This window comes from Rhizobium sp. PDO1-076 (genome assembly GCF_000247475.1).
Lineage (GTDB): Bacteria > Pseudomonadota > Alphaproteobacteria > Rhizobiales > Rhizobiaceae > Allorhizobium.
In genome coordinates this window covers 1-13,855 of sequence record NZ_AHZC01000024.1, presented here as the reverse complement: position 1 = coordinate 13,855, position 13,855 = coordinate 1, and the positions used below count along the sequence as shown (strand labels likewise).

At 59.5% G+C, this 13,855-nt stretch carries 14 protein-coding genes; 4 read left to right on the top strand and 10 right to left on the bottom strand.

All coding sequences use genetic code 11. The features are described 5' to 3' along the window. The 5 genes from PDO_RS28705 to PDO_RS02370 all read right to left on the bottom strand — a co-directional run. Window positions 1-412, bottom strand: a 412-nt coding sequence (locus tag PDO_RS28705) for a TroA family protein (RefSeq protein ID WP_458574633.1), incomplete at its 3' end; no start/stop codon positions are given. A 2-nt stretch (window positions 413-414) separates the two neighbouring features. Then, entirely contained in the window at window positions 415-2,919 is a 2,505-nt protein-coding gene (locus PDO_RS02385) for a TonB-dependent receptor (protein ID WP_007597300.1), read from the bottom strand. 106 nt (window positions 2,920-3,025) lie between these two features. Further along, a complete protein-coding gene (locus PDO_RS02380; protein ID WP_037072398.1) occupies window positions 3,026-4,048 on the bottom strand; it encodes a FecR family protein in 1,023 nt (340 codons plus the stop codon). Window positions 4,049-4,199: 151 nt separating this feature from the next. Beyond that, window positions 4,200-4,715 (bottom strand): RNA polymerase sigma factor, encoded by a 516-nt coding sequence (locus PDO_RS02375; RefSeq protein ID WP_037072396.1) that lies wholly within the window; start codon window positions 4,713-4,715, stop codon window positions 4,200-4,202. 757 nt (window positions 4,716-5,472) lie between these two features. Continuing rightward, window positions 5,473-5,853 carry a winged helix-turn-helix transcriptional regulator gene (locus PDO_RS02370; protein ID WP_007597290.1) on the bottom strand — a complete coding sequence of 127 codons (381 nt, stop codon included), beginning with the start codon at window positions 5,851-5,853 and terminating at the stop codon, window positions 5,473-5,475. A 164-nt stretch (window positions 5,854-6,017) separates the two neighbouring features. On the opposite strand from PDO_RS02370, the gene PDO_RS02365 reads away from it, so the two are divergent. From PDO_RS02365 to PDO_RS02350, 4 genes are all read left to right on the top strand, one after another. Then, window positions 6,018-6,419, top strand: coding sequence for a DoxX family protein (locus PDO_RS02365; RefSeq protein ID WP_007597288.1), 402 nt, complete (start codon window positions 6,018-6,020; stop codon window positions 6,417-6,419). A 16-nt stretch (window positions 6,420-6,435) separates the two neighbouring features. Next, window positions 6,436-7,173, top strand: a complete 738-nt coding sequence (locus PDO_RS02360) for an SDR family NAD(P)-dependent oxidoreductase (RefSeq protein ID WP_007597286.1) — start codon at window positions 6,436-6,438, stop codon at window positions 7,171-7,173. A gap of 47 nt (window positions 7,174-7,220) precedes the next feature. Then, window positions 7,221-7,955: an SDR family NAD(P)-dependent oxidoreductase gene (locus PDO_RS02355; protein WP_007597284.1), complete on the top strand. Its 735-nt coding sequence runs from the start codon at window positions 7,221-7,223 to the stop codon at window positions 7,953-7,955. A 118-nt stretch (window positions 7,956-8,073) separates the two neighbouring features. Beyond that, window positions 8,074-8,412, top strand: coding sequence for a VOC family protein (locus PDO_RS02350; RefSeq protein WP_007597281.1), 339 nt, complete (start codon window positions 8,074-8,076; stop codon window positions 8,410-8,412). Between the two features lie 344 nt (window positions 8,413-8,756). On the opposite strand, the gene PDO_RS02345 is transcribed toward PDO_RS02350, so the two are convergent. The 5 genes from PDO_RS02345 to PDO_RS02325 all read right to left on the bottom strand — a co-directional run. Beyond that, window positions 8,757-9,869 carry a Gfo/Idh/MocA family protein gene (locus PDO_RS02345; RefSeq protein ID WP_007597280.1) on the bottom strand — a complete coding sequence of 371 codons (1,113 nt, stop codon included), beginning with the start codon at window positions 9,867-9,869 and terminating at the stop codon, window positions 8,757-8,759. Between the two features lie 38 nt (window positions 9,870-9,907). Further along, complete coding sequence (locus PDO_RS02340; RefSeq protein ID WP_007597279.1) at window positions 9,908-10,807, bottom strand: bifunctional methylenetetrahydrofolate dehydrogenase/methenyltetrahydrofolate cyclohydrolase; 900 nt, start codon at window positions 10,805-10,807, stop codon at window positions 9,908-9,910. 3 nt (window positions 10,808-10,810) lie between these two features. Continuing rightward, window positions 10,811-11,695: a formyltetrahydrofolate deformylase gene (purU, locus tag PDO_RS02335; protein ID WP_007597278.1), complete on the bottom strand. Its 885-nt coding sequence runs from the start codon at window positions 11,693-11,695 to the stop codon at window positions 10,811-10,813. Window positions 11,696-11,798: 103 nt separating this feature from the next. After that, entirely contained in the window at window positions 11,799-12,881 is a 1,083-nt protein-coding gene (locus tag PDO_RS02330; protein WP_007597277.1) for an ABC transporter permease, read from the bottom strand. A gap of 20 nt (window positions 12,882-12,901) precedes the next feature. Next, a partial coding sequence (locus PDO_RS02325) for a sugar ABC transporter ATP-binding protein (protein ID WP_007597275.1) occupies window positions 12,902-13,855 on the bottom strand: 954 nt, incomplete at its 5' end.

Genomic DNA, 13,855 nt, shown 5'->3' with positions numbered 1-13,855 from the left:
CGAGAGGCGCCGGTGTGCCGGTATAGATCGATAGCTCCGTCAACGACGCGATCCGCGCGAGCTGTTCGGTATCGGTTGGCCACTCCTGTGAATGTATGATCCGCTGAGGTTGGACGCTGGACAGAAGCTCAAGGTTTGGTTGGTGCAATGAACCAATGTCGAAGACCGAGGCTGGAAGGCGCGGCTCCTCGACATACCGTGCGTATCGCCAGCGCTCCGCCATGCCGAATGTCTCGATGCCAAGTGCCAGGAGCGACTGTGCATGGGCGAAATCCAGCACGACAAGGGGATGGGAGGGCGCTGCTCGCGCAGTGCGCCCTTGAAAGCCCGGCATGAGGCTCAAACCGGTAGCGATACCGGTTTGCAGGAGATGTCGGCGTGTCGGTCGAAGAACCGTTGGCCCGGCTTTCATGTTCAGAAATCCACAGTCGCCGACAGCTTGAACGTGCGGGGCGTGCCCGTCGTTGCCCAGCCACCGTCTACACCTGCCCAGTAATTTTTGTCGAACACGTTCTCCACCGACGCGCGCAAGACGAGCGGATTGCCGAATGACTCCGTCTTGTACTGAGCGCCAATATCGAACCTGGTCCAACTTGACAGTTTCTGGGTGTTAGCCTGGTCGATGAATTGGGAACTGGTCGATATCATTCGGCCGGACAGCGTCAGGCCTTCCGCGAACTGCGGATCCCACTCGATGCCCAGATTGGATTGCCAGCGGGGTACGCCGATAGCGGTATTTCCGTCATAGAGGCCATCATCCGTGTTGGTCAGCGTGCCTTGCGTATAGGCAACGCCCCCCAGCAGGCGCAGATTTTCTGCGGCCTCGCCGAAGACGTTGAACTCGACGCCGCGGTTCCGTTGTTCTCCATTGACACTGAATACCGAGTTGCCGAAGGCATCGGTGGTGATGCTGCTGCCCGGCTTGGTAATCTGAAAGACGCTGGCGGTCGCGGTGAACGTCCCGAAATCATATTTGAACCCGGCTTCGTATTGCTGCGTCAGGATAGGCGGGAAGATCTGGCCCGCGTTTGATGTCCCGGCCCAAGCCGTCGGTCCCTGCTGGAGACCCTCGATATAGTTGGCATAGATTGACAGGTTGTCTATCGGCTTCACGACCAGACCGAAGGCCGGCGTCAGCGCGTGCTTGTCATATACCTGGGACATGCTGCCATCCGGATTGAACACATCGACGCCGATCTGCTGGTGGCGCACTCCGGCGGTTAACAGCACATGATCATCCAGGAATGACATGGTGTCGGCAAGCGTCACGGCAGGAGCGTTGACATTCCAGTATCTCGGCGGACTATCGCTGAAACCAGAGGTCGAGGGGCGAGCGACGGTCGGCGCGTTGTATATGTTCGTATCGAATGCCGCGAAGCCGTAATAATTGCTTTGCTGATTGAGCGCCTGAAAAAGATAAGAGCCGTTCAGGTTGACGTTGTGGCTGATCGGGCCTGTGTCGAATTCCCCTTTGATCCCGGCCTGTGCAGAGGCCGAATGTCCGTGGATCGGGCTGAAATATGCCGTCGCCGTCGCATTGCCCAAGGTGTCGTTGACGAAGATGTCGGTGGAAAGAGATTCCTGGGAAAAGTCTCGGTAGCCGGCGCCGCCATAGAAGGTCCATGACGAATTCAGGTCATATTCGAATTTTCCAAGCACATAGGCACTCTTGGTGTTGGAGTATTCCCAGTCCTGATAGATCCGCTTGCTTAGATCAGGTGCAGCAGGATTGCGTATGTCGGAAGAAAATCCGAAGCCGGCAGCGCCGGTCGGTACATCCGTTTGCTGATCGACATAGCCAGTGTCGAGACTAGCCCTGAAGTCATCGCCACGATAGTCCAGTGCGAGGGTGCCGACGCCGAGCTGAGCGGATTGCCCGTCGATTGCGGTATTGCCGCCTCGAAAGATGCCGTTGGCCCGGACGCCCCATTCCTCGTTTTCGCCGAACCGTCGGCCGAAATCGAGATGGGTTCCGAACTGACTGTCCGACGCGTAGCTTGTCGTGATGCGTGTAACGGGCTCATCCGTGGCCCTTTTCGGGACGACGTTTATCGATCCTCCAAGAGAACCATACTGGGAATATCCGTTCAGAAGCGCATTCGGTCCCTTGAGGATTTCGACGCTTTCCATGGTTTCGACTGGAATGATGCGGTCGGGTGCAATGCCGCCGTAGCCGTCGATCAGGACGCTATATGTGCCAACTGAAAAGCCGCGAATGTAGAAACTGTCTCCGACGCCGGCGGACGATCCCATGCCACTTGTATAGACCCGGACGGAGGGATCATTGGCCACCACATCGGCGATGGTAACAGCCTGCTGATCCTGGATCGTCTTCGACGTGTAGCTGGCCACATTGAAGGGTGCATCCATGATGCTTGTATTGCCCAGCATGCCGAGCTTTGCACCCGATGCGACCTGGCCGCCTGCATAGCTGGGCGGGGCTTCCCAGGAATCGATACCCTCGCCAGCGACGGTAATTGTTTGCAGGACGGTTGAGCCGTCAGTCGTGATCGCGCTGTCGGTGAAAGGCGCCGTTACCAGGGCAGCCGTCGATGGGCCGGAGATCCGGGCACCGACGCCGGTGCCGGTCAACAGAACTTGCAGTGCTTGGGCTGGTGTCATGGAGCCGTTGACTGACGATGACTGCTTTCCGGCAACCGCTTGTGAGGCAAAGCCGACTTCCCAGCCGCTTGCGCGGATGAATGCGTTGATCGCCGAGGCAAGGGGCTGTGCCGGGATATTGAAGCTGACGGCCTGTCCGGTGATCTGCTGCTGCGCTTTCGCGACCGTGGGAAGAATGAGACTTACACCACCAAGAACACTCGATGTGATAAGCAGGGCTGTCAGATGGCGCCTGCCGCAAAGTGGCCCGTTCCTGCCAGTTTCACCCCTTGCTTTAGCTCGCAAAATCAGCCCCATGTCGTCCCTCTTAATCCTGATCCAAGGGCCGATACGCATCATGCTTTTCCGGCCCATACACACCTGACAATCGGGCTCGGTAAATCTCACAAAAAAAGTTGATTATTTAACGAAGGATTATAATTCCGCCTGGAAGCCGTGTCACAGTCGCGCCCGCAGCGGTGGCCAGTGAGTGGATGACCCGCTCGGGATTATCGAGGCGGTAGCTACCATTGACCCTTATGCTTGAGAGTCTGGTATTCGCCACCAGTATTGAGTGGCCGTAGTATCTTTCGACTTCATCCAGAACCTGACCGAACGGTTGGTCCGTGAAGACGAGCCGTCCCTGAAGCCATGCAAGATAGGTCGAGGTGTCTGACTTCCTGACAACAGACAGATTGTTGGAGGAGGCAGTGATGCTTTCCCCCTGTTCGAGCGATGCCACATCTTTGCGGTCCTGGAGAAGCGAAACATCGATATGGCCCCGTTCCAACACCACTGTGTCTTCCGCATTGTCGGTGCGGACTGAAAAAGCCGTACCTTTGACCTCCACCTCTGAGAAACTGCCCGCCACCGTAAACGGCCGGGCCGCGTCATGGACCACATCGAAATATGCTTCGCCCTTAAGAAGAGTCACCGAACGCCTTGCCCCCTGGAAATTCACCGACACCGCCGATGCGGTGTTCAGGATCATCCGTGATCCGTCGGGCAGCGAGACCTCTTCATGCTGACCCGTGGGCGTCGCATAGTCAGCCCGCCAGCGCAAAATGACGGCCGGATATTGCTGTATGCCTATGGCCAGAAGCACCGTCGCCGCGGCCGCCATCGCGATCCGGGGCCACAGTCCTCGTCTTGCTCCGGGATGGCGAGGAGCAACAGCCTCGCGGAAAGCAATTACGTGTTCGGATCGGGCCGCGATCTCGTTGGCCACCTTGTCCATTTCGGGAAATTCCCATGCGCCGGCGGCGAGCTCGAAGGCTCGCGAATGCGCGGGATCAAGCCGGAGCCAGTCGTCCAACCTAGCGCGAAGGTTGGCATCGTCAGGCGAGGCTTGCAGCGTGAATAGCCAGTTCAGTGCAGCGTCCATTGCTGGATCCGGATGCACGAATTGCTGCTCTTCATTGTCGCGCCTAGGCGTGTTGCGTTCCACTCAGCCCATCCCTATCCGGCAGTCGCCAGATCGGGCCGCCTTATACCTGAGACACTTCACAAACCGGAATCTCCCAAAAATCCTCTTCGCCGGAGGCGATATGGCAGCGCTACCCGTTCCCATTGGTAAGCAGCCGGGCAATGGGACGAATTCAGCCACGGTCGATCTTTTCCAGGGCATCGAGGCAATGGGCATGGGCGAGCTTCAGATCATTGAAAACCGTATTGGGTGACACGCCTAGGTGTTCGGCGATCCGCGGATACGACCATTTCTCAATGCGGCTCAGCGTCCAGACAGTCTGTGCACGTTGCGGCAGTTTCGCAATCGCTTCAGTCAGGAGTTCCAGCCGTTGGCGATGAATCAAATCGGCTTCCTGAGAAGGCAATGGCGAAGCGATATTCTCGACATCGGTGTCGTATAGGTCGTTGCGTTCCACGCTGCCGCGCATGTCCTGGTGCCGCTTGTGGTTGATAGCGAGATTGCGGGCCGTTTGATAGAGGAACGCCTCGATGTGTTCGATCGGGCCGTTCTCGATCGCCTTTCTGGCCCGGACATATGTCTCCTGGGCTACATCCTCTGCTGTTTGTGGATCGCGAACGATCCGCATGACGCTCCAGATGAGCGATCTGCGTTTGCTTAGAAAGATGTCGGTCAGCCTTGCAGTCACTTCGCGGGCCCGTGAACACGAGCCAACGGCAGGATGTCCGCAACTGCAACGACGTAGCCCGGAGAACACGTCGGCGCCTCTATTTGGGATGGCTTGCGGCGGTCGTTTCCCAAAGAAGCGCGTCCATTCGGTTGCGGATTAACAATGCTGACAAAAGATCGAATTTGTACAACAGACGAAATTTTAGCTGAAACTGCAAGGAATTAGAACGAACACGCTGTGCGGACGCCTAATTCTCGTGCTGGAGACCCTAATCAATCCGGGACATATCGGACAGCCTTGAGTGGTTTGCGTATTACGCTGGTGTGAATTTGGGATCAAGTCGCCCGCCTCGTCCTATGAGGATCTGATCCTTTGCTCTGCCCGGCCTCGCGATGTCCCTCGTTGCCATGGATTTCGGGTCAGGCTGAAGTCGCTGCCTGCTGCCAGACGGTGCCACTCTGCGGTGCGTGATGTGGATTAATGACACTGATCTCTGACGATTTGATTTCAGAATCAAAGCTGTGACTTTGACGGTCGCCGCTGTGGATTTTTCTGTCACCGGAAATATGGGTTGGCGGTTCGATTCCGTTCAAGAGCTGAGGCTATGGCGGCCTAGCGCCGTCAAATCGGTCATAGCGACTGCAGCGGGGTCTGCCCGTAAGCGGACGTCGCTCCTACCGCGCTCCGACGGCAGCAAACGACGAATGGCGACCAAAAGTCAGGTCTATGATGCGCCAATATCAGCCATAGTTGTTCGTCCCTTTCGCCTCGAAATTCAGTCGGACCGGGAGTTTGATTTGTTCTGCTTCCGGCCCCGCGTCGCCGGCTTCTCGGGCACGGTCCTGCCATACTCTTCCCACCAGGCCGTCAAGGCTTCCATGGTAGGCGCAAGTCCTAAGGCCTTGCGCGTCATTTCATATTCGACGCGTGGCGGCACCTCCGCGTAAACCGTCCGCGAGACCAGACCGTCCGCCTCCAGCTCACGGAGCTGCGCGGTCAACATATGCTGGGTTATGCCCGGGATCGCCTTGCGCAGTTCCCCGAAGCGATGGACCCGCTGGTGCAGTAGCCACATGATCTCGAGCTTCCATTTGCCCGAGAGCATCGCGAAGGCGCGCCGCATTTCATCCTGCATGGTGAAGTCATTCTCTGACATTGGTCTGGTTTTCCATACTTAGTGTCAGGAATTCATCCTACTTGCGTATTTCGATCCTGCACGCCAATTTCAATACAAGCTCCGCAGGCGCGATGCAATGCGTCAGCGAACGAGCACCAATTTCAACACGTCTCGCTGCAGGCCCGGCGAGCGAGGAAGGCATCATGGCTACCATCTATACCTATTGGGTCAGCACAGCGCTGTTGTCGTTGCTGTATCTGTCCTCTGCCACTCTCTACATATTGAAAAAGGACTTCGTCGTTAAGGCGCAAGCCGATCTCGGTTACCATGTGCCGCATCTCGTGCCGCTGTTGATCGTGGTGAAGATCCTCGGCCCCCTCGCGATCCTCTCGCGCATCAGCGTGCCGCTCAGCGACCTCGCTTATGCCGGCATGTTCTATCACCTGATCCTGTCCGCCCTCGCGCATCTGGGCGTGCGGAGCGTCAAAGGCGCATTGCCGGCCATCATCGGCCTTGTGCTGCTGGCCGCGTCCTTCGCCACCCAGAACACCGCACGCGACGTGCCGTCGCCCTACGCGCCGACGATCGCGGCGCAGCACAACTAATCGGAAGGAAATCATCATGGGCCGACTTGACGAAAAAGTAGCGATCATCACCGGGGCGGGGCGCGGCATCGGTCGCGCAACCGCAAAGCTCTTCGCCGCCGAAGGCGCGAAGGTCGCCATTGTCTCGCTGTCGCCGGCCAACATCGAGGCGGTCGTAACCGATATCGAGGCCACCGGCGGCACCGCCCTGGGTGTGCCGACCGACATCAGCGACGCCGCCCAGATCAAGGCCGCGATAGACACGGTCGTCGCGAACTGGGGCGGTATCGACATATTGGTCAACTGCGCCTTCGACAGCTCGGTCGTGTTCTCGCCGGTCCTCGACCTCTCGATCGAACAGCTCCAGCGCAATTTCGACACGGGACCGATCGCATTCCTGCGCACCATGCAGGCGGCCTATCCCTACCTCAAGGCCAGCGGTGACGGCCGCGTCATCAATCTCGGATCAGCGGGCGGCGTGCTCGGCATGGTCAACTATGCGCCCTACGGCATCGCCAAGGCGGCGGTCCATGCGCTGACGCGCACGGCGGCGCGGGAGTGGGGCGCGGACGGGATCACCGTCAACAACATCATGCCGATCGCAGACACCTTCGGCAGCGACAGGCCGCCGCTGCCCAATGTGTTCGACCGCAATGGCATCCCGGAAAGCGACATCGCGCCTGCCATCCTCTTCCTGGCCAGCAAGGACGCGCAGTTCATCACCGGGTCAAGCATCACGCCCGACGGCGGGATGATGATAGACGCGGCGCGTTGAGACGTCGCTTTCCCCCTCGCATACTGTTAACTAGAAGGATTGAAATCATGGGTCGTCTCAACGGAAAGGTCGCCATCGTTACCGGCGCTGGCCGCGCCACCGCCAAGCTGTTCGCTGCGGAGGGCGCCAAGGTCGCCGTCCTCTCGCTTACGCCCGCCAATGTCGAGGCGGTCGTGGCCGACATCGAGGCCGATGGCGGCACGGCGCTGGGCATAGCAACCGATGTCAGCGACGCCGATCAGATCAAGGCGGCGATCGAGCAGGTCGCGGCGACCTGGGGCGGCATCGACATCCTCGTCAACAACGCCTTCGACCCCTCGGTCGTGCAGTCGCCTGTGATCGAGCTGTCGGTCGAGCAGCTCCAGCGCAATTTCGATACGGGGCCCATTGCCTTCCTGCGCACGATGCAGGCTGCCTATCCGCACCTCAAGGCCAGCGGCGAGGGCCGGATCATCAACTTCGCCTCGCTCGCGGGAGTTGCCGGTCTACCGCCTTATGCCCCCTACAATATGGCCAAAGAGGCTGCGCGCGCCCTGACCCGCGTCGCCGCGCGCGAGTGGGGGGTAGACAAGATCACGGTCAACAACGTCCTGCCCGTCGCAGACACCTGGGGCGCGAAAGCGAACAGCATCCCCGCACCCGACACGCCGCTTGGTCGCTTCGGCTCTCCGGAGGAGGACATCGCGCCCGTTGTGCTGTTCCTCGCCACCAAGGATGCGCAGTTCATCACCGGCTACAGCCTTACCCCCGATGGCGGGGCCATCATTGACGCTGCTCGCTGAGCAACCGGGCGGCACGCGGTGCTCCGAGCAAGCACCAACCGGAATCATCCTGACGCCGCCATGCGCCTTCTCGCGAGGCGTGACAGCACATCCACCCCAACCAAAAGGAAGACACCAAATGAAGACACATGGCCTCACTATTGACACTGCCAATCCTCAAGCCTTGGCGGCCTGGTGGGCCGGCGCTCTCGGGGTTGAGATCGGCACCGACTTCGGCGTCCTCGTGACACTGGCGACCCCTCCCGAACTGCTCCCGCTACAGTTCTTCAAGTCTGAAACGATCGCCGAAGGCCGCAATCGTGTGCATCCCGATTTCAAGACGTCCGACCTCGATGCAGAGACAGAGCGCCTGGTCGCGCTGGGCGCGACTGTCGTGCAGAAGAACGAGCTCCCGCAAATCCGCTACACCACCCTGATTGATCCCGACGGAAACAACTTCGATCTGGTTCAAGCATAGCGGCTGTATCGACGTGGCAGGGTATGGGCGAGCCGTGCCCCGCCCATACATCAACGAGGCTGGTACTGGCAGCAGCATGCCAGTTTTATCCGTCTACTCAACGCGATCCGTGTTTCCCACACGACGAGCCTACAGCAACCTTCTGTGAAACACGGTGGTCTCGCCCCTTCCATTTTTTGCGTTCCGGAAGCAGTTAGACCGCAGACGGCCCCGTACTCTTCAGCAAGCGAGAGCGGTAATTATTTCTGCTTCGCGCCTTCATTCCAGACACTAAGACGCGCAGCAACACTACCAAAAGCAGACATTCGAGATTGAGGTTTCCCATATCATCGCCGCCCAGCGGGCTACACCTCGACCCACATCCCGCCTTCAGCGGACCGTGCGGCCGCGTGCACTGTGCGCTCTATCTGAAGGCCACGTTCGAAGTCGATGACATAGGCGTCGTGTTCGCCGGAGATCGCCTGTAGTAGCTCATGGCATTCAGTCACCTTGAGTTCGTTGAACCCCAAACCGTGACCCGGTGCGGGGATAAACTGGCGATAGGGTGCATGCTCTGGTGCCGCTAGTATCGTTCGGTAGCCCTGAAGGGCAGCCGGATCTTCGGTCGAATAGAGCTGCAACTCGTTCATCCGCTCCTGGTCGAAGAGAATGGACCCCCTCGAACCAAAGATCTGCAGCGCAATTCGACCTTTCCTCCCCCACGCTGAACGATTGACCATCAGTACACCCGAAGCGCCCATCTCAGTCCTGAACAGAGCCTGGGCGATGTCGTGGTTTTCGACCGTGCGACGGCCACCATCATTCGTCGGCCTCTCCTCGTAGGGCTTGGCCATGTCGGCGACCAAGGAGGTGATGCGGCCGTGAAGAGCCGACAGTATCGAAAGCGGGTGAACCGCAAAGTCATCCAGTGCGCCGTATCCCGATCCCTTTTCGCTTTTCCAATAGAAGGGCTCGGCAGGGTCCGCCATATAATCTTCATCCATCTCGAGCCGGATGTGATTGACGGCGCCGATCCTGCCTTCGTTGATGATTGCGCGGGCGAGACGGATCATCGGGTTCTGAATGTAGTTGTAGCCGAGGATTGCCGTTCGGCCCGATTGCCTCGCCGCATCCCGCATGCGCGTGGCATCCTCCAGGGACGTGGCCATGGGCTTTTCACACCAGATGTGCTTGCCCGCTTCCAGAGCCGCTACAGCCATTTCCGCGTGGAACTGGTTGGGGGCTGCGATCGAGATCACATCGATCGCCGGATCGGCCATGAGATCGCGCCAGTCTCCCGTGCCTCTGCCGAAACCGAAGGCCTGCGACTGCTGTTGCGCGAGCTCCGGCGTCGCATCGGCGAGCGCGACAAGCCGTGGTCTCTCCACATCCGGAAAAACCGTTGCCACGGAGGTCCAGGCCAGGGTATGGCACTTGCCCATATAGCCAGAACCGATCAGCCCCACACCCAGTCCCATCGCGCCCTCCTCGAGGCTAAGGTTTTAATTGCACGCTATCAGAAGCTCGGCGCCGCGACACCGGCCCTGCGATGGGCGGCAATGACGGTATTCGCCATCAGCATGGCAATCGTCATCGGCCCGACACCGCCCGGAACCGGCGAGATGGCTTTCGCGACCGGCTTGCACTCGGCAAAGGCGACGTCGCCCACCAGCTTGAACTTGCCCTCGCCCTTCTCGGGCGCTGCCACACGGTTGATGCCGACGTCGATGACGGTCGAACCCGGCTTCAGCCAGTCGGCCTTCACCATTTCCGCCCGACCGACGGCGGCGACCAGGATATCCGCCTGACGCGCGAGTTCCGGCAGATCGCGGCTTCGCGAATGGCCGATGGTCACGGTGGCATTGGCATTGAGAAGAAGCTGCGCCATCGGCTTTCCGAAGAGGTTGGAGCGGCCGATGACGAGTGCGTTGAGGCCCGAGAGGTCCTTGCCGTGGACTTGCCGCACCAGGATCATGGCGCCGGCTGGCGTGCAGGACAGCAGTCCGGTCTTCAGGTCGCCGGTCGCGAGTTTGCCGGCATTGACGATGTGCAGGCCGTCGACATCCTTCTCCGGCAGGATCGACTGGATGACCGTGTCGCTGTCGAGGTGCTTGGGAAGCGGGAGTTGAACAAGGATGCCGTCGATGTCGGGGGCGGCGTTCAGCGATGCGACCAGTGCCATCAGATCGCCTTGAGAGGTCTCTTCCGGAAGCGTGTGCTGGATCGAGTTGAAACCGCATTGCTTTGCCATCCGGCTTTTTGCGCCGACATAGGCGTGGCTTGCCGGATCATTGCCAACAATGACGACGGCGAGACCCGGCTTGCGATGGCCGGAGGTCTCCAGCCCGGTTGCCGCTGAGGTTACCGCATCGATCACCGAAGCGGCGGCTGCCTTTCCATCGATGATGATCGACATGCGTCACCCCATGCGCTCGGAGGCATAGGAGCCCGGGCTTGCGGGGAAGACGACGGTACGGTTGCCGTTGATGAAGGTGCGGTGGTGAATGTGGGCGTGGATCGCACGCGCCAGCACCTGGCTTTCAACGTCACGGCCGATCGAGACATAGTCGTCTGCCGACTGCGCATGGGTGATGCGGGCGACGTCCTGCTCGATGATCGGGCCTTCGTCGAGGTCGGCGGTGACGTAATGGGCGGTCGCCCCGATCAGCTTCACGCCGCGCTCGAAAGCCTGCTTGTAGGGATTGGCGCCCTTGAAGGACGGCAGGAACGAGTGGTGGATGTTGATGATCTTGCCCGACATCTTCTGGCACATATGGTCGGAGAGGATCTGCATGTAGCGGGCGAGCACGATGAGCTCGGTACCGGTCTGCTCGACGAGATCCATGATGCGGGCCTCGGCCTCAAGCTTGTTGGCCTTGGTCACCGGGATATGGTGGAAGGGGATGTCGTGGTTCACGACGACCTTCTGGTAATCGAAATGATTTGAGACGACGCCGACGATCTCGATCGGCAGCGCTCCGATCTTCCAGCGGTAGAGCAGATCGTTCAGGCAATGGCCGAAACGCGAAACCATCAGCAGGACCTTTTCGCGCTTGGCGGCGTCGTAGAAGTTCCAGTTCATGCCGAACTTTTCGGCGACGGGCAGGAAACTCTTTTCAAGCTTGGCTTCATTGGCGCCTTCCTCCGAGATGAAGGAGATGCGCATGAAGAACTGGCCGGTTTGGAGGTCGTCGAACTGGGATGAGTCTACGATGTTGCAGCCCTGCTCGGCCAGGTAGCCGGAGATCGCTGCCACGATGCCGCGGGTCGACTGGCAGGATACGGTGAGCACATAGGTCTTCATGGGAGGCGAATTCTCCGAATGTCCGTCTGGAAGTGGGTCACGTTAAAAAGGGAGGCGATGCGGATCTTTTCATCCCCGCATCGCCTCAGGTCGCCCGGGAGGTTCAGGCGCGGGATTTCTTCTTCTGGCGGTGTACGTCGATGACGACGGCCGCGACTATGATCGCACCCTTGACGATCTCCTGATAGTAAGCGCCGACCTTGAGGAAGGTGAACCCGGAGGTGACAACGCCCAGAATGATGGTGCCGATAACCGTGCCCGTGATGCGCCCGATGCCACCCGTCAGTGAGGTACCCCCGATGACGGCTGCCGCGATTGCGTCGAGCTCGAACGACACACCCATGTTGGGCTGGCCGGACTGCGCTCGTGCCGCCAGCATCACGCCGGCGAGACCCGACAGCAGGCCCGCAACCGCGTAGACCTTGATGAGGTGCTTGCCGATATCGATGCCGGAGACACGCGCGGCCTGCGGGTTGGCGCCAATGGCATAGGTGAACTTGCCGTAGCGCGTGTAGGAGAGGGCAATGTGACAGATGATGGCCACGATGAAGAAGACAATCACCGTGCGTGGCACCGGGAAGCCCCAGAGGTTGAAACTCTGTCCGAGCCAGGTGAAGTTCTCGTTGAGCAGGGCGACAGGCTGCCCCTCAGTGTACCATTTGGCGAGGCCGCGTGCAGACACCATCATGCCGAGCGTGGCGATGAAGGGCGGAATGCCAGTCTTTGCAATGATCAGACCGTTGATGTAGCCGAGCAACGCGCCCAGCAGGATACCGGCCAAAAGAGGCCAAAGCAGGCTGGAGTCTATGAACCAGTCCATGCCAAAGGCGGCGTATTCGGGTTGCAGAAACACGGCTCGCGCGTTCATCGATGTTTGGGCGAAGCTGGCTACGACCATGGCGATAAAACCCACCATCGATCCTGACGACAGATCGATGCCGCCTGTGATGATCACCTGGGTGACCCCCACGGCGATGATGCCGGTGACCGCGACCTGCAGCACGATGATCGACAGGCGCTGCTTGTTGCCTAGGAAGCTCTCGCCGACAACATACCAGCCGATGACTTCGAAAACGAGGGCGATCCCGATCAGGACGGCCAGAATCGAGACTTCAGGTGGCAGCCGTCGGACCTTCTTGAGGCCCGTCTTGGACGTCTCGCCGAGTTCGTTGGTGGCATCTGACATGATTTCCTCCCCGCCGGTCGTCAACGCGACGCCAGCTCCATTATCTTGACTTGATCGGCTTCCGCCCGGTCCAGGATCCCCGTGACCCGGCCCTCATGCAGCACGACGATACGGTCGCTCATCCCGAGCACTTCCGGCATTTCCGATGAGATCATGATGATCGCCACACCCTGGCCTGCGAGCTGTGAGATCAGGCGATGGATTTCCGCCTTTGCACCTACATCGATGCCGCGGGTCGGTTCATCAAGGATCAGGATCTTGGGATTGGTCATCAGCCACCGACAGATCAAAACCTTCTGCTGGTTACCGCCGGAGAGATTGATGATCGGCTCGTTCATATCCGGCGTGCGCACGCGCAGCCTGTTGGCCATCTCTGCCGCCGCCTTGTTGAGCTTCTCCTGCTGGACGAAACCGAGATTGACGTAGCGCTGTTGAAGGACCGCCATCTGGGCGTTTTCCTGGATATCGAGCAACAGGAAACACCCGGTTTCCTTCCGGTCTTCAGTCAGGAAAGCCATGCCGTGAGCCATCGCAATGGATGGTGAAGAGACGTCTACGTGCTTCCCGAACAGCTCGATTGTGCCTGCATCGGCCGGCGTGACCCCGAAGACGGTTTCCGCCACATTCGAGCGGCCTGAACCGACCAGTCCTGCAAAGCCGAGGATTTCGCCCGCGCGCAGGTCGAACGACACGTCGCGGAAGACGCCGTTCAATGTCAGGCCTTTTGCGGACAGGACGACATCCCCGATCTGGGCGGGCTCCTTTGGGAACATCTGGGTGATCTCGCGTCCCACCATCATCCGGATGATGTCGTCGCGCGTCACGTCAGCGGAATTGCAGGTCGAAATGTATTTGCCGTCACGAAACACGGAGAACTCGTCGGCGATCTCGAAGAGCTCGTTCATCTTGTGGGTAATGTATATGATGCCCTTCCCATCCTCGCGCAGCGAACGAATGATCCGGAAGAGGTGATC